This window comes from Streptomyces sp. NPDC088732, assembly GCF_044751205.1.
Classification (GTDB): domain Bacteria; phylum Actinomycetota; class Actinomycetes; order Streptomycetales; family Streptomycetaceae; genus Actinacidiphila.
Genome location: NZ_JBIVLI010000004.1, coordinates 460,121 through 480,447 on the forward strand (window position 1 = coordinate 460,121; position 20,327 = coordinate 480,447).

The window sequence follows — 20,327 nt, forward strand, 5'->3', positions numbered from 1 at the left end:
CCGTAGGGGCGGCCCACTGACATCTCCTGTCAGTGGGCCGGCCTCACAACGCCTGCCGTCGGGTGAGCTGGGTGAACGCCAGCCAGCCCGGCAGCACCGGCAGCCAGAAGGTCAGCACGCGGAACAGCAGGACGGCCGAGGTCGCCGTCGCCGAGTCCAGCCGTCCGATGGTCGTCAGGCCCGCGATCAGCGCGCCCTCGACCGCCCCGAGACCGCCGGGGGTGGGCGCGGCCGAGCCGAGCGCGTTGCCGGCCAGGAAGATCACGGCGACCGCCGCGAAGTTCACCTCGCCGTGGAAGGTCCGGACGCTGGCGTCCAGGCACAGCACGAAGAAGAGCGTCAGCAGCAGCGTGCCGCCGATGCCCGTGGTGAGCTTCAGCGGCTGCTGGAGGACGTCCAGCATGCGCGGCACCACACCGGCGAACAGCGCCCTGATCCGCGTGGACGCGAAGCGCCGCAGGGACGGGACCGCGGTGACGATCAGGAAGAGCACTCCGACGGTCAGCACGCCGGCCATCACCGTCCGGGACGGTGACAGGGACGGGGTCTTCTCCGTGCCGGTGATGTAGCCGAAGACCGCCAGCAGCATGATGTGCGAGCCGAGGCCGATCAGCTGCGAGGCGCCGACGCTGGCCACCGCCAGCCCCGGCCGCACCCCGGACTTCTGGAGGTAGCGGGTGTTGAGCGCCACACCGCCGATGGCGGCGGGCGCGACCAGCTTCACGAACGAGCCCGCGATCTGGGCCAGCGTCGTCTTCAGGAACGACAGCTTCTCCGGCACGAAGCCGGACAGCGCCATCGCCGCCGCGACGTAGCTCGCCGCGGACGCCAGCACCGCGACGATGATCCAGCCCCAGTTCGCCTCGGCCAGCAGGGTCGCCGGGTCGATGCTGCTGATCTGGGAGAGCAGGAAGTACGCGGCGAAGGCGCCGGCGATGATGCTCACCAGGGTGCGCGGCCGCACCCGCTCCAGCCGCACCGGCTCCACCGGGGCCTGCGGACGGATCAGCAGCACCTGGTGCCGGATACGCGTGAGCAGGTCCTCCTCGCGGGCCTCTTCCAGCGCGTCCTCCAGGGCCTTCTTCTCGGCCCGCCGCGCCGCCTTGGTCTCCTTGGCGGTCTCCTTGGACCCGCTGACCTGATCGGTTTCGGCTCCCGGGTCCGCGGTGGCCATCCGCCGCGCCTTGGAGGCGGCGAGCACCGCCTCGCGCTCGCGCTGAGCCCGTTCCCGGGCGAGCTGCTTGAGCGTCGCGCGGGTGGTGCGGCTCAGCGCGATGGGCTGCAGCAAGGGCAGCGAGTCGGCGACCGCGTCCGGGCCCAGGACGGCCACGGCGGAGGCCACCGAGCGCTCCGGGCCGACGCGCAGCGCCAGGGTGGTCAGCAACTGCGCCACGTCCATGCGGAGCACGAGGTCGCCGGCCGCGATCTCCCCGCCGCGCAGATCGGTCAGGAAGACCCTGCCGGAACGATCCACCTGCAAGGACTCGCCGACCAGCCTGCGGTGCGCGATACGCCGCGACTGGAGCGACCGCACCTGCTCCCAGGCGCCGCGCAGCAGCCCGTCGGTGATCTCCGCGTCGGACAGGGCGTCCAGCGAGCGGCCGCCCATGTGCTCGTAGACCAGCATCACCGCGTCCGGGCCGAGCTCGGACGTGGCGATCAGCCGGGGGGCGTTCGCGCCGGCGGAGATGGCGGCGTAGGCGAGCAGCGCCTCCTGCTCCAGCGCCTGCCGCAGCGACTGGAGGCTGCGGCGCTGGGTGATGCCGCGCAGCTGGAGCCGGCGCCACATGCGGTAGAAGAAGCCGTGCGCCTGCTGCTCGCGGTCCACCACTGTGACGTCCAGCAGCGGGCCGTCCTCCAGCGCCACCAGGTAGCGGCGGCCGCGCTCCGACTCCGGGGAGTCCGGGAACTCGTCCTCCGCCCGCACCGCGGTCAGTGGCGCGAAACCGACCCGGCGCAGGCCCGCCAGCAGGTTCTGGCCGGTCGGACGCACATTGGGCGAGCCGACGCCGTAGAGCGTGCCGTAGGCCACCGTCCAGCCGATCAGCACGGTGACGACGATCGAGAACGGCGTGGTGTAGCCGCCCATCAGCACGGCGAAGGAGTCCAGGAACAGCACCGACCACAGCGCCACCCGCCAGCGCGGGCGGCGCGCCATGCCGACCGCGGTCATGTAGGCGATGACCGGCGCGAGATAGCCGTGGACCGGGTCGGTCAGACCGCCGCCCGGCGCGTCCCGGGTCAGCGCGTCCCGGATCGCGACCGGCGCCGCGTCCGAGACCCACAGGTCGGTGGCGAGGGAGACGCCGTGCGCGAGGACGGCCGCGAGCACACCGTCGGCGATGCGCAGCCCGTCCCGCTTGATCAGCCGTTCCACGGCGAACGCGACAGGCACGATGAGCACCGCCACCGTCGCCAGCAGCCCGGCGATGGTGATCAGCGGCTCGGGCGCGTGCGTGGCGCCCTGGGCGATGTCCTGCTCCACGCCGGAGGTCGTCGCGTGGGCGAAGCCGGCGATGCCCAGCACCAGTGCGATGCCGAGGACGCCGAACAGGAAGCTCATGAGGTCGACGGGCCGGTGCACGCGAGCGGGCAGCAGCGGCTCGTCACGGGCCACCGGGTCGGTGTGCGGGCAGTCCTCGGCGTTGTGGGAGTCGTGGGGGGCGTGCGCGTCGTCGGCGCCCGCGTCCGAGGAGGCGTCGCCGTCACCGGTACCGGGGGAGCCGGCGGGGGGTGTGACCTTCGCCTCGTTCCCGGTGCTGCTCCCGGTCGCCGGCTCCCCGTCCCGCCCGCTGCGGGCGGGCTCCGCCGGCCCCGTGGGCTCAGCGGGACCGGTCGACGGCTTTTCCTTGTGCCGGTCCCCGTCGTCCTGGCCCTCAGGGGTGCCGGCCGCGCCGGCGGCGGCGACCTGCTCGGCCGCCGCGCCCGGGACGACGGCGACCGCGTCGGTGTCCGCGGATGCCGCGGGGGCAGCGTTCTCGCTGGTCAGAGGCACGTCAGAGGCAGCGCCGACCGCGCCAGCGGCTTCGTTCCCGCTCACGTCGTGCTTGCCGTCTGTCTCTTTTTGATCTCGTATCACCAGTCACCGCCCGGATGATGGTGGCACGAGCCGCCCGCGCATGGGCGCAGGAGGGGGCAATTCGCCGCCATCGGCACCCCCGCGCGCGCTCCCGTCCGCCCCGACTGTCGGTGCCCTCGGGCACGATGTGACGTATGAGCGAGGAGGAGACGGCCGACGGCGCCCCGGAGCTGCCCGCCTACGCGGAGCGTGTCCTGGACGTGACCGAGCGGATTCCGCACGGGAAGGTCATGACCTACGGCGATGTCGCCGAGTGGCTGGGGGAGGGCGGCCCCCGGCAGGTCGGCCGCGTGATGGCGCTGTACGGGGGCGCCGTTCCGTGGTGGCGCGTGGTGCGCTCGGACGGCGGCCTCCTGCCGGGCCACGAGCTCGACGCCCTGGCCCACTACCGCGAGGAGGGCACCCCGCTGCGCCCGGCCCCGCACGCCGCGAAGGGGCACATACCCCGCCTCGACATGCGCCGGGCCCGCTGGGACGGGACGGCGGCCCCCGACGGCCGCGACGGCCCCGGCGGTACGGACTGAACAGCGCGCGCTCACACCCTCCAGCTTCCGCCATCCGGGCGCCGAAGATGCCATCGGCCGTCCGTAAGGAGTACGGCGGGCGGCGCGCCCCGGCTCCCGCATCGGTACCGGAAGGGCGGGACGCGTCACGGCGCCGCCGGCCGGTGGCGTAGCGTCGGCACCCGGCCGCTCCCGGCCCGGCACACCAACAGCACATGAACGCACACGGAACCGGCGAACCACGTGACCTCCTCCTCCACTCGGCAGACGGACGCCGCCGCGCGGCGCTCCGGGGGGACGGTCGGGCCGTCGGGCGGCTACCGACTGCTACGGACCCCGCCGCAACGGGTGACGCCCCCTGAACTGGACGCCTCGCAGCGTGCGGTGGTTGAGCACTCCGGCGGACCGCTGCTCGTCCTCGCCGGACCGGGCACCGGCAAGACGACCACCCTGGTGGAGTCCGTCGCCGAACGGGTGCGGCGCGGCACCGACCCCGAGCGCGTCCTCGTGCTCACCTTCAGCCGCAAGGCGGCCGGCGAACTGCGCGACCGCATGGCCGCCCGGATGGGTGGCGCGGCGGCTCCGGTGGCGACCACCTTCCACTCGTTCTGCTACGCCCTGGTGCGCGCCCACCAGGCCCCCGAGCTCTTCGCCGACCCCCTGCGGTTGCTGTCCGGCCCCGAGCAGGACCTCGCCGTGCGCGAACTGCTTTCCGGCGAGCCCGAGCTCGAGCGCGCCGGGCGGGGCCGGGTGCGCTGGCCCGACGAGCTGCGGGCCGCGCTGACCACCCGCGGTTTCGCCGACGAGGTCCGCGCGGTGCTCGCCCGCACCCGCGAACTGGGCCTCGGACCGCGCTCCCTGGCCGCCTTCGCGCGCCGCACCGGCCGCCCGGACTGGACGGCGGCCGCCGGATTCCTCGCCGAGTACCTCGACGTCCTCGACCTCCAGGGCGTCATCGACTACGCAGAGCTCGTGCACCGCGCCGTGCTCCTCGCGGGCCGGCCCGAGGTCGCCCGCCACCTTGCCGGGGCGTACGAGGCCGTGTACGTCGACGAGTACCAGGACACCGACCCCGCCCAGGTGCGGCTGCTGCACGCGCTGGCCGGCGGCGGCCGCACCCTGGTGGCGTTCGGCGACCCCGACCAGTCCGTCTACACCTTCCGCGGCGCCGACGTGAACGGCATCCTCGGCTTCCCCGACGCCTTCCGGCACCGCGACGGCCGCCCCGCCGACGTCCGCGTCCTCCGGGTCGCCCGCCGCTCCGGCGCGCGGCTGCTCGCCGCCACCCGGCTGCTCACCGCCCGCATGCCGCTGACCCGGCTGCCGGCCGCCGCCGTACGCGCCCACCGCGAACCGGTCCCGGACCGCGACGGCGGCGCATTGGCCGTCCGCACCTACCCCACGCCCGGTGCCGAACTCGACGGCATCGCCGACGTCCTGCGCCGCGCGCACCTGGAGGACGGCCTGCGCTGGTCGGACATGGCCGTCCTGGTCCGCGCCGGCTCCCGCTCACTGCCCTCGCTGCGCCGCTCCCTCACCTCCGCGGGCGTCCCCGTCGACATCGAGGGCGACGACCTGCCGCTGCGCGACGAGCCCGCCGTGGCACCGCTGCTGCTCGCCCTGCGCGTGTGCGCACAGGCCGCCGTCCCCGCCGAGACCCCACCCGCGTGGCTGGGCGCCGAGGACGCCCTGACCCTGCTCGGCTCCCCGCTGGGCGGCATGGACGCCGCCGACCTGCGGCGCCTGGGCCGCGCCCTGCGCGAGGAGGAGCGGGCCGCCGGCGTGGCCGTGCCCAGGCCGTCGGACGAGCTGATCACCGAGGCGCTCGCCGAACCCGAGCGCCTCGTCGCACACGATCCGTCCTTCGCCCGCGGCGCCCAGCGCCTGGGCGGACTGCTGCGCACCGCGCGCGAGCTGCTCACGGACGGCGGCACCGCCGAGGACGCCCTGTGGGCGCTCTGGGACGGCACCCCGTGGCCGGGGCGGCTGGAGCGGGCCGCGCTGCGCGGCGGCGCGGCCGGCCGCAACGCCGACCGCGACCTGGACGCGGTCTGCGCGCTGTTCGACACCGCGGCGCGGGCCGAGGAGCGCACCGGCGGCCGCGGCGCGCTGAACTTCCTGGAGGAACTGGCCGCCCAGGACATCGCCGCCGACGTGCTGACCCGCCGCGCCGTCCGCCCCGACGCCGTACGGCTGATGACGGCGCACCGCTCCAAGGGCCTGGAGTGGCCGCTCGTGGTCGTCGCGGGCGTACAGGAGGGGCTCTGGCCCGACCTGCGCCGCCGCGGCTCCCTGCTGGAGGCCGACCGCATCGGGCGGGACGGCCTCGCCGAGCCGCTGACCCCGGGCGCGCTGCTCACCGAGGAGCGCCGGCTGTTCTACGTCGCCGCTACCCGCGCCCGCGACCGCCTGGTGGTCACCGCCGTGAAGGCAGCCGCCGACGACGGCGACCAGCCCTCCCGCTTCCTGCGCGAGCTCGGCGTCGAACCGGTCGACGTCACCCAGCGCGCCCGCCGCCCGCTCGCCGTCGCCCCCCTGGTGGCCGAACTGCGCGCCACCACCGTGGACCCGGCCGCCTCCCCGGCGCTGCGCGAGGCCGCCGCCCTGCGGCTGGCCCGGCTGGCCGCCCTGGAGGACGCGGGCCAGCCCCTGGTGCCCGCCGCGCACCCGGAGCGCTGGTGGGGGCTGTACGAGCAGACCCGCTCGGAGGTCCCGCTGCGCGACCGCGACCAGCCGGTGGCGCTGTCGGGCAGCGCCCTGGACCAGCTGGCCAACACCTGTGCCCTGCAGTGGTTCCTCGGCCGCGAGGTGAAGGCCGAGCCCCCGGCCACCGCCGCCCAGGGCTTCGGCAACGTCCTGCACGTCCTCGCCGACGAGGTGGCCTCCGGCCGCACCCCGGCCGACCTCGACGTCCTGATGGAGCGGCTGGACTCGGTCTGGAACGCCCTCGCCTTCGACGCGCCCTGGAAGTCGCAGCAGGAGAAGGAGAACGCGCGCGCCGCACTGGAACGCTTCCTGCACTGGCACGTCATGGAGCGCGGCCGGCTCCCCGTCGCCTCCGAGCACGGCTTCGACGTCACCCTGGAGACCGGCGAGGTCTCCGTCCGTATCCGCGGCAGCATGGACCGGGTCGAGACGGACGCCGAGGGCAACGCCTATGTCGTCGACTTCAAGACCGGCAAGAGCAAGCCCACCGCCGCCGAGGTCGAGCGCCACGCCCAACTGGCCGTCTACCAGCTCGCCGTGCGCGAGGGCGCGGTCGACGGGCTCTTCCACGACACCCGGCCCGCCCCCGGCGGCGCCGAACTCGTGCAACTGCGCCTGGGTGCCGCCCGCAGGGACGGCGGCGACGCGCAGCCCACCGTGCAGGCCCAGGAAGCCCTGACCGGGGAGTGGGCCGACGGCCTGCTCGCCGACGCCGCCGCCCGCGTCCTGGACGAGCGCTTCACCCCCTCCAGCGGCCAGCACTGCGACAACTGCGCCTTCAAGGCGGCCTGCAGCGCCCGCCCGGAGGGCCGCCAGGTCGTGGAATGACGCGCCGCGGCCCGCGGTCCGCGGCGCGTCAGGCGCCTGGTGCCTCGGTGACCGGTGAGCCTGGCGAGCACACCGGGGACGCCCGCGAGCGCCTGCGGGGCGGACCGGCGCAAGACGCCCGGCACTTCCACCTCGACGAGTGACGACGACACCATGGGCTCGTCGGGACGGTCGTTCAGCCAGTTGCCCAATTCCCCGGTGCCCTGCTCCTGGTGGACCGTCTTCACTATCGCCGCCGAGTCGAGGTAGATCACCAACGCTCCTCGTCGCGCATCGAGACGAGTGCGGCCGCCGTGTCGATCTCCGGGTCGCCGAGCGCGAGAGGCAGCGGGACCGGGCCCGAGGCCGCAGGCGCGGTGGCGCGCCCTTCGGCGACGATGCCCCCGATCGGGTGGCAGCCCCGCGTCTCGGCCACGGCGGACCCCTGTCGGTGGCGCCCGATAGCCTCCCCTTTGTGTCGTCCCGTATCACCGGCCCCGAGCAGCTCAAGGAGCTGCTGGGCATCCCGTTCACCCCGGAGCAGCTGGCGTGCATCACCGCGCCGCTCGCGCCGCAGGTGATCGTGGCCGGTGCCGGGTCGGGCAAGACGACGGTGATGGCGGCCCGCGTGGTGTGGCTGGTCGGCACCGGGCAGGTCGCGCCGGAGCAGGTGCTGGGGCTGACGTTCACCAACAAGGCGGCGGGGGAGCTCTCCGAGCGCGTGCGCAAGGCGCTGGTCCGGGCGGGCGTCACCGACCCGGACCCGGCCGACCCCGGCCATGCCCCCGGCGAGCCGCAGATCTCCACCTACCACGCCTTCGCCGGGCAGTTGCTGAAGGAGCACGGGCTGCGCATCGGGCTGGAGCCGACCGCGCGGCTGCTCGCCGACGCGACGCGCTACCAGCTGGCCGCCAAGGTGCTGCGGGCCGCGTCCGGTCCCTTCCCCGCGCTCACCAAGGGCATCCCGGGGCTGGTCAGCGACCTGCTGGCCCTGGAGGGCGAGCTCGCGGAGCACCTGGTGCCGCCCGAGCGGCTGCTCGCGTACGACCGCGCGTGGCTCGACGAACTCGACGGCATCCGGCTCACCAACGCCGATCTGCGCCGCCTCCCCGAGACCGCCCGCGCCCGGACCGACCTCACCGGTCTCGCGGCGGCCTACCGGGCGGAGAAGGAGAAGCGCGACCTGCTCGACTTCGGCGACCAGATCGCGCTGTCCGCGACACTCGCCCGCACCCGCCCGGAGGTCGGCCGGATCCTGCGCGAGCAGTACGCGGTGGTGCTGCTCGACGAGTACCAGGACACCTCCGTCGCCCAAGGGCTCCTGCTCTCCGGCCTGTTCGGCGACGGCACCGGCCACCCGGTCACCGCCGTCGGCGACCCCTGCCAGGCCATCTACGGCTGGCGCGGCGCCTCGGTCGCCAACCTCGACGACTTCCCCCGCCACTTCGCGCACACCGACGGCACGCCCGCCCGCCGCCAGTCCCTGTCGGAGAACCGGCGCAGCGGCGGCCGTCTGCTGGACCTCGCGAATGAGCTCGCCACCGAACTGCGCGAACGCCACGAGGGCGTGGAGGCCCTGCGGCCCGCGCCGGGCGCCGAGCTGGACGGTGTCGTGCGCTGCGCGCTGCTGCCCACCCAGGAGCAGGAGATCGACTGGATCGCCGACTCCATCGCCCACCTGGTCCGCACGGGCACCGCGCCGGGCGAGATCGCCGTGCTGTGCCGGGCCGCGGGCCACTTCGCCGACATCCATGCCGCGCTCGTCGCCCGGGACGTGCCCGTGGAGGTCGTGGGCCTGTCGGGGCTGCTGGACCTGCCCGAGGTCGCCGACCTGGTCGCGGTCTGCGAGGTGCTGCAGGACCCCACCGCCAACGCCGCCCTCGTACGGCTGCTGACCGGGCCGCGCTGGCGCGTCGGCGCCCGCGACCTGGCGCTGCTGGGGCGGCGGGCGCGGCTGCTGGTGCCGGGCCGCGGCGACATCGCCGACCGGCTGGCGGCCGCTGTCCAGGGCGTCGATCCGGCCGAGGTGGTCTCCCTGGCCGACGCCCTGGAGACCTTCGTCGACGGGGAACCCGAGGACCGCCTGCCCTTCTCCCCCGAGGCCCGGGTGCGTTTCGCGCGGCTGGCCACCGAGATACGGGAACTGCGCCGCGCCCTGGCCGACCCGCTGATGGACGTCCTGCACCGGGTGCTGGCCGTCACCGGCCTGGAGGTCGAGCTCTCCGCGTCGCCGCACGCCCTGGCCGCGCGGCGCCGCGAGACGCTGCACGCCTTCCTGGACGTCGCCGCCGGTTTCGCCTCCCTTGACGGCGAGGCGACCCTCCAGGCCTTCCTGGCGTTCCTGCGCACCGCCGCCCAGTACGAGAAGGGCCTGGACAGCTCGCTGCCCGGCGGCGAGAACACGGTCAAGGTGCTCACCGCCCACAAGTCCAAGGGCCTGGAGTGGGACGTCGTGGCCGTCCCGGGACTGGTGCGCAAGGGCTTCCCGAGCGAACGCGGCCGGGAGTTGTGGCACACCAACCCCAAGGTGCTGCCGCATGCCCTGCGCGGGGACGCCGCCACGCTCCCCGACGTCCAGGAGTGGTCGCGGGCGGGCCTGGCCGAGTTCAGGACGGCGATGGCCGAGCACAACCGCGTGGAGGAACTGCGCCTCGGCTACGTCACCTTCACCCGCCCCCGCTCCCTGCTGCTGGGCTCCGGCCACTGGTGGGGTCCCTCGCAGAAGCGCCCCTTCGGGCCGTCGGCGTTCCTGGACGCGCTGCGCGCCCACTGCGAGGCCGGCCACGGCGAGGTCGAGCACTGGGCCGACCCGCCGGGGGAGGACGACACCAACCCGGCCCTCACCCGCGGCACCGAGCCCGCCTGGCCGCTGCCCCTGGACCCGCAGGCCCTGGGCCGGCGCCGCGAGGCGGCCCGCCGCGTGCTCGACCACCTGGACGCCTCCTTGCGGCAGGCACCCGCCGGCGCCGCACCGGCCGATCCCGACTGGCCGCCCCCGGAGGAGGAGCCGCCCTTCGACGACGAGGAGCTGCCGTACGGCGTCGAGGACGAGGAACCCGGCGACTGGGAGGACTGGCCCGCCGAGCGGCCCGCCGTCCCCGCGCCGCGGCCCACGCCCGGGCCGGAACCGGAGCCCGAACCCGAACCCGAGCCGGAACCCGAGCACGGGCACGGCGGCCGCACGCCGCTGCTGCCGGAGGAGGCGCGGCTGGCCGCCTCCTGGGACCGCGACCTGGACGCCCTCGCCGCCGAGTTGCGCCGGGCCCGTGCCACCGTGCGCGACGTGCCGCTCCCGCCGACGCTGACCGCGTCCCAGCTGCTGCGCCTGGCGGCCGACCCCGACGGTTTCGCCCGCGAGCTCGCCCGCCCGATGCCGCGTCCGCCGAGGCCCGGCGCGCGCCGCGGCACGCGCTTCCACGCCTGGGTGGAGTCCCGGTTCGAGGAACTGCCGCTGATCGCCCCCGAGGACCTGCCGGGCATGGAGGGCGACGACGAGATCGCCGACGAGCACGACCTCGCCGCGCTCAAGGAGGCCTTCCTCGGCACCCCGTACGCCGACCGCACGCCCTACCGGGTCGAGGCGCCGTTCCAGCTCAGCCTGGCCGGCCGGGTGATCCGCGGCCGGATCGACGCCGTCTACCGCGAGGGCGGCCGCTACGAGATCGTCGACTGGAAGACCGGCCGCGCCGGCACCGCCGACCCGCTGCAGCTCGCCGTCTACCGGCTCGCCTGGGCCGAGCAGCACGGCGTGCCACCGGAGGAGATCGCGGCGGCCTTCCTCCACGTCCGCACCGGCGAACTGGTCCGCCCGTCCGTGCTGCCCGGCCGGGCGGCGCTGGAGCGTCTGCTGCTGGGGGAGCCCGGAGGCGACGAGGGGTCCGGGGCCGCCGCCCGATAGGCTCGTCGCCATGAGCACCACCCCGGACAGCGCCGTCCGTACGTACATCGCGACCCACCGTGAGGCTTTTCTCGGCGAACTCGCCGACTGGCTGCGCATCCCGTCCGTGTCGGCCGATCCCGAGCGGTCCGCGGACGTCGAGGACAGTGCCCGGTGGCTGGCCGCGAAGCTGCGGGAGACGGGGTTCCCGGTCGCCGAGGTGTGGCCGACCGCGGGCGCGCCGGCGGTCTTCGCCGAGTGGCCCTGCGACGACCCGGACGCGCCGACGGTGCTGGTCTACGGCCACCACGACGTGCAGCCCGCGGCCCGGGAGGACGGCTGGGACAGCGATCCCTTCGAGCCCGTGGTCCGCGACGGGCGGATGTACGCGCGCGGCGCCGCCGACGACAAGGGCCAGGTGTTCTTCCACACGCTCGGTGTCCGCGCCCACCTGGCCGCCACCGGCCGCAGCACGCCCGCCGTGCACCTGAAGCTGCTGGTCGAGGGCGAGGAAGAGGCCGGCTCACCGCACTTCGCGGGCCTGGTGCGGGCCCACGCCGGCCGGCTGGCGTGCGACACGGTGATCGTCTCCGACACCGGCATGTGGGACGAGGACACCCCGACCGTCTGCACCGGCATGCGCGGCCTGGTCGACTGCCAGGTCGACCTGCGCGGCCCCGACCAGGACGTGCACTCGGGTTCCTTCGGCGGCGCCGTCCCCAATCCGGCCACCGAGGCCGCCCGGCTGGCCGCGGGGCTGCACGACGCGGACGGCCGGGTGGCGATCCCCGGCTTCTACGACGGCGTCGTGGAACTGGCCGGGCGGGAGCGGGAACTGTTCGCGCGGCTGCCCTTCGACGAGAAGCGCTGGCTGCGCACCGCCCGGTCGTACGCGGCGAGCGGCGAGGCCGGCCACTCCACCCTGGAGCGGGTCTGGGCCCGCCCCACCGCCGAGGTCAACGGCATCGGCGGCGGCTACCAGGGTCCCGGCGGCAAGACGATCGTGCCGGCCTCCGCCCAGCTGAAGCTGTCCTTCCGGCTCGTCGCAGGGCAGGACACGGACGTGGTGCAGCGGCTCGTCGCCGACTGGATCGCCGCACGCGTCCCGGACGGCATCCGGCACGAGATCACCTTCTGGGGCGCCACCCGCCCGTGCCTGACCCCGCTGGACCACCCGGCGCTGGGCGCGCTGACCCGCGCGATGGGGCGGGCCTTCGGCAAGGAGATCCTGTTCACTCGTGAGGGTGGTTCCGGACCGGCGGCCGACCTGCAGGACGTGCTCGGCGCGCCCGTCCTCTTCCTGGGAATTTCCGTGCCGTCCGACGGTTGGCACTCAGTGAACGAGAAGGTCGAGATCGACCTGCTCCTGAAGGGCGTGGAGACCTCCGCGTACCTGTGGAGCGAGTTCGCGACCCGGTGAGCATCCGCAAGAATCCGCGCGTTACGGGGAGTTGACAGCAGCTTTGTCCGAAATGCCTGGTACGTCCGGTAATTCCGGCACCGGGAAGGGCTCCGGCCCGGTGCCCGACCCGGCGGCCCTCCCACCCCTGGCCCGCTGGTCGGGCATCGACCGCGCCGCCCTCCACCGTCTCGACGAGGCATGGCTGGCGGCCGCCTGGAGCCACCCCACCACCCGGGTCTTCGTCGTCTCGGGCGGCCAGGTACTGGTCGAGGACACCCCGGACGGCGGCACCGAACTGGTCATGATGCCCTCCTTCGAGGCGCCGGAGGCCGAGGTGCACCGCTACTTCCTCGGCATCGACGAGGACGGGGTGCGCTACTTCGCGCTGCAGAAGGACACCCTCCCGGGCCGGATGGACGACGTGGCCCGCCCGGCCGGGCTGCGCGAGGTGGGCGCACTGCTCTCCGACCGCGACGCCGGCCTCATGGTGCACGCGGTCGCCCTGGAGAACTGGCAGCGGATGCACCGCTTCTGCTCCCGCTGCGGCGAGCGCACGGTGGTCGCCGCGGCCGGTCACATCCGGCGCTGCCCGGCCTGCGGGGCCGAGCACTACCCGCGCACCGACCCCGCGGTGATCATGCTGGTCACCGACGACCAGGACCGCGCGCTGCTGGGCCGCCAGGTGCACTGGCCGGAGGGCCGGTTCTCGACCCTGGCGGGGTTCGTGGAGCCGGGGGAGTCGCTGGAGCAGGCCGTCGTCCGCGAGGTCGCGGAGGAGGCGGGGGTGACGGTGGCCGGGGTGTCGTACGTCTCCAGCCAGCCGTGGCCGTTCCCGTCCAGCCTGATGCTGGGATTCATGGCCTGGGCCTCGTCGTCGGAGATCACGGTGGACGGCGAGGAGCTGCACGAGGCGCGCTGGTTCTCCCGCGAGGAGTTCCGCAAGGCGATGGAGACGGGCGAGGTGCTGCCGCCGCACGGCATCTCCATCGCGGCCCGGCTCATCGAGCGCTGGTACGGCAAGCCGCTGCCGACACGGCCCTGACGGGCGTCCCGGCGCCTTCACGGGGGCCGGAGAAGCGGACGGGCCCGGCCGCGGGGACTTCCGCGACCGGGCCCGCCGGGCCGGGCCTCAGCTCGCCAGGGCCTGCTTGACCTGGGCGAGGCTCGGGTTGCTCAGCGGGATCGGGTCCGCGCCGCTCTCCGGGGTGACCAGCAGCGTCGGGACCAGCTGGTTGCCGCCGTTGACGGTCTCGACGAACTTCGCCGACTCCGGGTCCTGCTCGATGTTGATCTCCTTGAAGGGGATGCCCTCGCGGTCCAGCTGGCCCTTCAGGCGGCGGCAGTAGCCGCACCACGTGGTGCTGTACATCGTCACAGTGCCGGACATCGGTGTTCGCTCCTCAGGTCTGGGGATCTCGGGTCTGGGGCCTGGGGGTCTTGGGCCCCGGTCGGGATGGCGTCCTGGAAACGCCGTCCCCAGGGTCTCGCATTCCTTGCATTCGCATCCGATCCGACGATCGGACCTCAGCTGTGGATAACTTTCCCGGGTGCCTCCCGGGACCTGGCAGCATGGCGGGGTGACTGCTCCCACGCATACCCCGCTCTTCCCGGAGTTCCCCGCCGTCCCGGACTCCCCGGACGCCGTGCTCGCCGGGCTCGACCCCGAGCAGCGCGCGGTCGCCACCGCGCTGCACGGGCCGGTGTGCGTGCTGGCCGGCGCCGGGACGGGCAAGACCCGCGCGATCACGCACCGCATCGCGTACGGGGTGCGGGCCGGGATCCTGCAGCCCGCCAGCGTGCTCGCGGTCACCTTCACCGCCCGGGCGGCCGGCGAGATGCGCGGCCGGCTGCGGCAGCTGGGAGCCGGCGGCGTGCAGGCGCGCACCTTCCACTCCGCCGCGCTGCGGCAGCTCCAGTACTTCTGGCCGCGCGCCATCGGCGGCGAGATGCCGCGGCTGGCCGAGCGCAAGATCCAGCTGGTGGCGGAGGCCGGGGCGCGCTCGCGCATCCGGCTGGACCGCAACGAGCTGCGCGACGTCACCGGCGAGATCGAGTGGGCCAAGGTCACCCAGACCGTCCCCGAGGACTATCCGGCGGCCGCCGCCAAGTCCGCCCGCGAGGTCCCGCGCGACGCCGCGGAGATCGCCCGGATCTACACCACGTACGAGCAGCTCAAGCGCGACCGCGGCGTCATCGACTTCGAGGACGTGCTGCTGCTCACGGTCGGCGTCCTGGAGGACCGCCCGGACGTCGCCGAAGCCGTCCGCGGCCAGTACCAGCACTTCGTCGTCGACGAGTACCAGGACGTCAGCCCGCTGCAGCAGCGGCTGCTCGACCTGTGGCTCGGCGGGCGGGACAGCGTCTGCGTGGTCGGCGACGCCTCGCAGACCATCTACTCCTTCACCGGCGCCACCCCCGAGTTCCTGCTCGGCTTCCGCACCCGGCACCCGGACGCCACCGTGGTCAAACTGGTCCGCGACTACCGCTCCACCCCCCAGGTGGTGCATCTCGCCAACGGACTGCTGTCCCAGGCCCGCGGCCAGGCCGCCCAGCACCGGCTGGAGCTCGTCTCGCAGCGCGAGGCCGGCCCCGAGCCGTCCTACACCGAGTACGCGGACGAGCCCGCCGAGGCGGAGGGCACCGCGCGGCGGATCCGGGAACTGATCGACGACGGAGTGCGGCCCAGCGAGATCGCCGTGCTCTACCGGGTCAACGCCCAGTCCGAGGTGTACGAGCAGGCCCTCGCCGACGCCGGGGTGCCCTACCAGCTGCGCGGCGCCGAGCGCTTCTTCGAGCGGCCCGAGGTCCGCGAGGCGGGCATGCTGCTGCGCGGCGCGGCCCGGGCCAGCGATCCGCTGGAGGACGCGGACCTGCCCGGGCACGTCCGGGCGGTGCTGGGCACCCGCGGCTGGTCCCCGGAGCCCCCGGCGGGCTCCGGCGCGGTGCGTGACCGGTGGGAGTCGCTGGCGGCGCTCGTGCGCCTCGCCGAGGACTTCGCCCGCGCCCGCGCGGACGCCGTGCTCGCGGACTTCGTCGCCGAGCTCGACGAACGGGCCGGCGCGCAGCACGCCCCGACCGTCGAGGGCGTCACGCTCGCCTCGCTGCACGCCGCCAAGGGCCTGGAGTGGGACGCGGTGTTCCTGGTCGGCCTGACCGAGGGCACGATGCCCATCACCTACGCCAAGACCGACGAACAGGTGGAGGAGGAGCGGCGGCTGCTCTACGTCGGCGTCACCCGCGCCCGCTTCCACCTGGGGCTGTCCTGGGCGCTGTCCCGTTCCCCGGGCGGCCGCGGCGGCCGGCGGCCCTCGCGCTTCCTGGACGGACTGCGGCCGGGCACGGCCGCCAGGGGCCGGGCGGGCGCCCGCCCGGCCGCCGGGGGCGGTGTGGAGCGCGGCGCGGGCGGCCGGCGGAAGCGTGGACCGGTGCACTGCCGGGTCTGCGGCCGCGCGCTCTCCGACGCGGGCGAGATCAAGCTGATGCGCTGCGAGGACTGCCCCTCCGACATGGACGAGGCGCTGTACGAGCGGCTGCGCGAGTGGCGGGTCGAGCAGGCCAAGGCGCTCGGTCAGCCCGCCTACTGCGTCTTCACCGACAAGACGCTGCTCGCCATCGCCGAGGTAAGGCCTTCCACGGAGGCAGAATTGTCGGTTATCTCCGGAGTCGGAGCCCGCAAACTGGACAAGTTCGGCGCCGACGTCCTGGCCCTGTGCACCGGCTCCGGGACGGGTGATGAAGCTGTTGCAGAAGACTCCGGAAAATAGTTTGCGCGCCCCGAGGAAATCCCCATAGCCTGCGTGAGCGCGGACGACGCGGCTTCGTGGAGGACCTTCCCGGAGCGGTGGAATCCGTGATGTACTGACCCAGCACAATCTGTCCGGACCAGCCCACGAGACGCCTGAGAGGAGGCGAGACCAGTGATCACTTACACCGACATCACGACCGATCGCACGGTCATCGCCGCCTGCCCGCTCGGTGCCTCGCTTGTCGGCACCGGTCTGTCCAGCAGCCTGTCCGGTCGTCTGTCCGTCCTGGGCACCCCCGCTCTCTCCCTGCGGGAGCGCGCGGGCGAGCGACCGACCCAGGCGCCGGCGGAAGCGGTAATGGCAATGGCCAAGGGCTATGCCTTTGCGGCAGCCAATGGTGCCGGAAACCCGAAGACGCAGCAGCACCCGAAGTGGGCCTTCCGCGGGCTCGAACCCTGGAGTGATCCAGCCTGACAGACGATCAGGCCGGCGCCTTCAGGGCCGCGGAATCCCAGACCGGGATCCGCGGCCCTTCTGTTTTCCCACCCCAAGACAAACAGATGAGGAACGAAGCGATCGTGCACATCACCTCGCACGCACCGTCCGTACCCACCCCAGTTCGCCCGCCTGACCCGGAGGTCACCTTGATCCCCCTCACCGAGCTCGACGACGAGATCGAGCGCCTCGGCGTCCCCGTCCCGTGCCGGACCTTCGACCCGGAGGTCTTCTTCGCCGAATCCCCGGCCGACGTCGAGTACGCCAAGTCGCTGTGCCAGACCTGCCCGGTCCGTGAGGCCTGCCTCGCCGGCGCGAAGGACCGCCGCGAGCCCTGGGGTGTCTGGGGTGGAGAGCTGTTCGTCCAGGGTGTCGTGGTGCCCCGCAAGCGGCCCCGTGGCCGTCCGCGCAAGAACGCGGTCATGGCATGAAGCGCCCAGCCGTCGGAACGATCGATCGACCCCTCACGCGCGACCCGATGAAACAGGCCCCGATGATTCCGCCCACCAGCGAACGCCCCGCACCCACTGCCGACGCGCCGACCGCGCGCCAGAACAGGAACCTTGAAATGCAACTCATGCCAGAAGCCCTGGCTCGCGCCCATATGCAAGAGCGCCTCTACGAGGCCGAGCACGAACGCATGGCGCTGCGCGCGCTCAGGGCCCGCCGACTGCAGCGCCGCGCCGAACGAGCCTCGCTGCGCGCCCGCCGGGCGCTCGCGATGGCCGTGATGCAGTAGCGGTAACACGCGGTCACACATCCGTAACGACACACAACCGCGGGGCCGGTCGATTTCGACCGGCCCCACGATATCGTCACGAAGTGGACCAGAAGACTCAAGGCGATCGGGTCGGGACTGCTCCCATGACGACGACGTGCGCCCGCTGCGGCGCGGTCGCCCAGGGGCTCCCCCTCACTTGGACCTGCTCCGTGGAGAACGGCAGCCGCGTGTACTTCTGCGACGACTGCGCGCGCGGCAACATCCGCAGTATCGAGGGCCGGCTCGACTCCGCCTGGTGGTAGCGGTCCGGTCCCCTGCCCTACGCCGAGGCGTCCTCGACCTCGGGCAGGGGCGCCTCGCCGTCGCCGGCGAAGCCGGGCAGCCACTCGAGCAACTCGTCCCGCAGCCGCACGGTGGCCGCCAGCTGGCACAGCACCCCGATGGTGCTCAGCGTCACCCGGTGGATCAGCAGGTACGAGGGCGGCAGATTGAGCTGCTTGCCCAACTGGTGCGCGGGCGAGCGCGGATCGGCGATCCGCGCGGCCTGGGCGCGCATCCAGTCGCGCGCGAAGGTGAACTCCTCCACCGCCGCGGGCTCGATGATCGGACGCAGATAGTCCAGTACCGCGTCCGGGTCGAGGTCGATGGTCGGCCTGACGAAACCCTCCTGGCGGAGCATCGCGTGCACCGACTCGGCGTCGTCCGCCAGCGCCATGCGCAGGGCCGTCCCTATCGGTACCGGGAGCCCCTCCGGAAGGCGGTCGACGGTACCGAAGTCCAGCACGCCCAGCCGCCAGCCGGCCGCGGGGCCGTCGTCCGTGAGCAACCGGAAGTTGCCGGGGTGCGGGTCGGCGTGCAGCAGCCCCGTGCGGGCGGGGCCGGCGAACAGGAAGCCCGCCAGCAGCTGCCCCGCGCGATCGCGCATCTCCTGGCTGCCCCGGGAGATCACCTCCGCCAGCGGCACCCCGTCCATCCACTCCGTGACCAGCACCCGTTCCGTGCGGTGCACCACATCCGGCACGAACACGTCGGGGTCGCCGGCGAACTCCGCCGCGTGCGCGTGCTGGGCCTGGGCCTCCAATTCGTAGTCCAGTTCCTCCGAGATCCGGTCGCGCAGCTCCGTGATCAGGGGCTTGATGTCCATACCGGGGATGAGGGGCCCGAACAGCCGGGCCACCCGGCCCAGTTGGTTCAGGTCCGACAGCAGGGCGTCGCCCGCGCCGGGGTACTGGACCTTCACCGCGACCTTGCGGCCGTCGTGCCACACGGCGCGATGCACCTGGCCGATGGAGGCGGCCGCCGCGGGCTGGTCCTCGAACTCGGTGAACAGCTCGCGCCAGTCCTCGCCCAGCCGCTCCGCCAGCACCCCGTGCACGGTGCGGGTGGGCATCGGCGGCGCAGCGTCCTGCAGTTTGGTCAGCGCCGCCCGGTAGGGTCCGGCGACCTCCTCGGGCAGCGCGGCCTCGAAGACGGACAGTGCCTGCCCGAACTTCATCGCCCCGCCTTTAAGGGATCCCAGGGTCGCGAAGAGCTGTTCGGCGGTCCGCTTCTGGAGTTCGGCCGAGACCTCGTCCGCGGGGCGGCCTCCGAGCCGCTTGCCCAGCCCCAGTGTCGCCCGGCCCGCGAATCCCAGGGGGAGCGCGGCCAACTTGGCGGTACGGGTCACCGCTTTACGCGGAAGATCAGACATGCGCCCCCACTTTCCGGTCGGTCACCCCGTCATTGTCCCCCGCCCTTCCCCGACAGCGGCACCCAGTTCCCGGGTCGCACCACATCCGCACCGGCGGTCCGCGGGGACCGGACGCATCTCGCTCGCCAGCCGGGCGAGCCCCAGTTCCCAGCGCGCGCCGCAGCTCGGCGGCCGTCCCCCGTCGACGAACGCCAGGGCATGGGCCGCCGCCACCCCCGCGACCGTCGTGGCCAGCGCCACGTCGCAGGCCGGCACCCCGCCCCGACCGGACCGCAGCTGCGCCAGTACCCGGGGCCACGCCGCGTCCGCGTCGGCCATCCGCAGCCCGAGGCAGCCGGCGCAGCCGGTGCTCCCCGGCACCACCAGCGGACCGACGACCCCCATGCCCTCCAGCACCCCGGCGTAGAGATGGGGGATCCCCGCCGCCAGCAGCGGCTCGGCCTCACGGGGATCGGGCGCGTAGGCCGCCAGCCCGTCCCTCGGTGCGAGCACGACCAGCGCGAGCCCCGGGTCCGGCCGGGCGGCCGGCCCCCGTCTGCCGACCGCACCGGCCCGCGGATCGGGTGCCGCCCGCCGGACCAGACCGCGCGCCGCCGCGTCGCGGCGCTCGCCGATGTGGTCGGCGGGGATGCCGCCCGGCGCGGTGTCCCACGGTTCGACCCGGCCGTCGTCGCGGACGTCGACCCGGCCCACCCCCGCCGCCGAGAGCACCGCCGCGATCGTGCCGCCGACGCGCCCTGCCCCCACCACGCGGACCCGCGTGCCGCGCCGGTCCCGTATCCGGGCGGCCGCGCCACCGGGATCGGTGTGGACGACGGACAGCGCCGCCAGGTCGGGCCGGAGCCGGTCCAGCGCGGCCGAGCGGTGACTCATCGCCTCCGACAGCTCCGCGTGCGAGGACGCGTCGTCCAGCACGCCGCCCTCGGCGAGCAGCCCGAGCAGCCGCCGGGCCTGCCGGGGCTCCAGCCCGAGGGACTCGGCCTCCCGGGACAGTGGGCCGATCCCCCGCGTGCCGTCGAGCAGGTCGAGGAAGGCGGACGCCGCGCCGTCCACCGAGTCCAGCACGACGGCATGGGCCGGGTCGACCCCGAATTGCAGGCTTTCCCGGCTGCGCCAGCTGCGGCGCATGGCGGGTTTGAGCATGGGACGCATCGCCACCCCCGTGGACGGGGACCTCCGGTGGGAGATCCCGGTGAATCCGTGACGACCAGCATGCACGGAATCCGCGAACCGGCCGCGAAAGTTATCCACAGGTAGCGGCAATGATCATTTGATCGGTAAATCCAAGGGTCTCGTCTTTT

15 protein-coding genes are annotated in these 20,327 nt (G+C 74.1%); 10 read left to right on the plus strand and 5 right to left on the minus strand.

Going from position 1 to position 20,327, the window contains the following annotated elements:
• Window positions 1–43: 43 nt before the first annotated feature.
• Window positions 44–2,995: a YbhN family protein gene (locus ACIP9H_RS10030; protein ID WP_401580595.1), complete on the minus strand. Its 2,952-nt coding sequence runs from the start codon at window positions 2,993–2,995 to the stop codon at window positions 44–46.
• A 218-nt stretch (window positions 2,996–3,213) separates the two neighbouring features.
• Between ACIP9H_RS10030 and ACIP9H_RS10035 the strand changes: the two genes are divergently transcribed.
• Window positions 3,214–3,603 (plus strand): MGMT family protein, encoded by a 390-nt coding sequence (locus ACIP9H_RS10035; RefSeq protein ID WP_401580593.1) that lies wholly within the window; start codon window positions 3,214–3,216, stop codon window positions 3,601–3,603.
• Between the two features lie 222 nt (window positions 3,604–3,825).
• A complete protein-coding gene (locus ACIP9H_RS10040) occupies window positions 3,826–7,116 on the plus strand; it encodes an ATP-dependent helicase (protein ID WP_401580591.1) in 3,291 nt (1,096 codons plus the stop codon).
• Window positions 7,117–7,366: 250 nt separating this feature from the next.
• Here the strand turns inward: ACIP9H_RS10040 and ACIP9H_RS10045 are convergent, their stop codons facing one another.
• On the minus strand, window positions 7,367–7,531 hold the full coding sequence (locus ACIP9H_RS10045) for a hypothetical protein (RefSeq protein ID WP_401958573.1): 165 nt from the start codon (window positions 7,529–7,531) through the stop codon (window positions 7,367–7,369).
• A 39-nt stretch (window positions 7,532–7,570) separates the two neighbouring features.
• On the opposite strand from ACIP9H_RS10045, the gene ACIP9H_RS10050 reads away from it, so the two are divergent.
• From ACIP9H_RS10050 to nudC, 3 genes are read left to right on the plus strand one after another with little or no spacing between them, the layout of a single operon-like run.
• Entirely contained in the window at window positions 7,571–10,993 is a 3,423-nt protein-coding gene (locus ACIP9H_RS10050; protein WP_401580585.1) for a UvrD-helicase domain-containing protein, read from the plus strand.
• Window positions 10,994–11,003: 10 nt separating this feature from the next.
• Complete coding sequence (locus ACIP9H_RS10055) at window positions 11,004–12,392, plus strand: M20/M25/M40 family metallo-hydrolase (RefSeq protein WP_401580584.1); 1,389 nt, start codon at window positions 11,004–11,006, stop codon at window positions 12,390–12,392.
• A gap of 52 nt (window positions 12,393–12,444) precedes the next feature.
• A complete protein-coding gene (nudC, locus tag ACIP9H_RS10060; protein WP_401580582.1) occupies window positions 12,445–13,416 on the plus strand; it encodes an NAD(+) diphosphatase in 972 nt (323 codons plus the stop codon).
• A gap of 87 nt (window positions 13,417–13,503) precedes the next feature.
• Here the strand turns inward: nudC and ACIP9H_RS10065 are convergent, their stop codons facing one another.
• Window positions 13,504–13,761, minus strand: coding sequence for a glutaredoxin domain-containing protein (locus ACIP9H_RS10065; protein WP_360907274.1), 258 nt, complete (start codon window positions 13,759–13,761; stop codon window positions 13,504–13,506).
• Between the two features lie 190 nt (window positions 13,762–13,951).
• Here ACIP9H_RS10065 and ACIP9H_RS10070 point away from each other — a divergent pair, with 190 nt between their 5' ends.
• The 5 genes from ACIP9H_RS10070 to ACIP9H_RS10090 all read left to right on the plus strand — a co-directional run bounded on the left by ACIP9H_RS10070 (window position 13,952) and on the right by ACIP9H_RS10090 (window position 17,638).
• Window positions 13,952–16,138: an ATP-dependent DNA helicase UvrD2 gene (locus ACIP9H_RS10070; RefSeq protein WP_401580580.1), complete on the plus strand. Its 2,187-nt coding sequence runs from the start codon at window positions 13,952–13,954 to the stop codon at window positions 16,136–16,138.
• A gap of 153 nt (window positions 16,139–16,291) precedes the next feature.
• Window positions 16,292–16,594, plus strand: a complete 303-nt coding sequence (locus ACIP9H_RS10075) for a hypothetical protein (protein WP_401580578.1) — start codon at window positions 16,292–16,294, stop codon at window positions 16,592–16,594.
• Between the two features lie 104 nt (window positions 16,595–16,698).
• The gene (locus ACIP9H_RS10080) at window positions 16,699–17,046 is read left to right on the plus strand and encodes a WhiB family transcriptional regulator (protein WP_319665065.1); all 348 of its coding nucleotides are present in this window, start codon (window positions 16,699–16,701) and stop codon (window positions 17,044–17,046) included.
• Window positions 17,043–17,354, plus strand: coding sequence for a hypothetical protein (locus ACIP9H_RS10085; RefSeq protein ID WP_360907268.1), 312 nt, complete (start codon window positions 17,043–17,045; stop codon window positions 17,352–17,354). Before ACIP9H_RS10080 ends, ACIP9H_RS10085 begins: the two co-directional genes overlap by 4 nt.
• Before the next feature lie 125 nt (window positions 17,355–17,479).
• Window positions 17,480–17,638 (plus strand): hypothetical protein, encoded by a 159-nt coding sequence (locus ACIP9H_RS10090; protein WP_360907266.1) that lies wholly within the window; start codon window positions 17,480–17,482, stop codon window positions 17,636–17,638.
• Between the two features lie 17 nt (window positions 17,639–17,655).
• Here the strand turns inward: ACIP9H_RS10090 and ACIP9H_RS10095 are convergent, their stop codons facing one another.
• Both ACIP9H_RS10095 and ACIP9H_RS10100 read right to left on the minus strand, forming a co-directional pair.
• Window positions 17,656–19,026, minus strand: coding sequence for an ABC1 kinase family protein (locus ACIP9H_RS10095; protein ID WP_401580576.1), 1,371 nt, complete (start codon window positions 19,024–19,026; stop codon window positions 17,656–17,658).
• A gap of 21 nt (window positions 19,027–19,047) precedes the next feature.
• Window positions 19,048–20,178: a TOMM precursor leader peptide-binding protein gene (locus tag ACIP9H_RS10100; RefSeq protein ID WP_401580574.1), complete on the minus strand. Its 1,131-nt coding sequence runs from the start codon at window positions 20,176–20,178 to the stop codon at window positions 19,048–19,050.
• Window positions 20,179–20,327 lie beyond the last annotated feature (149 nt).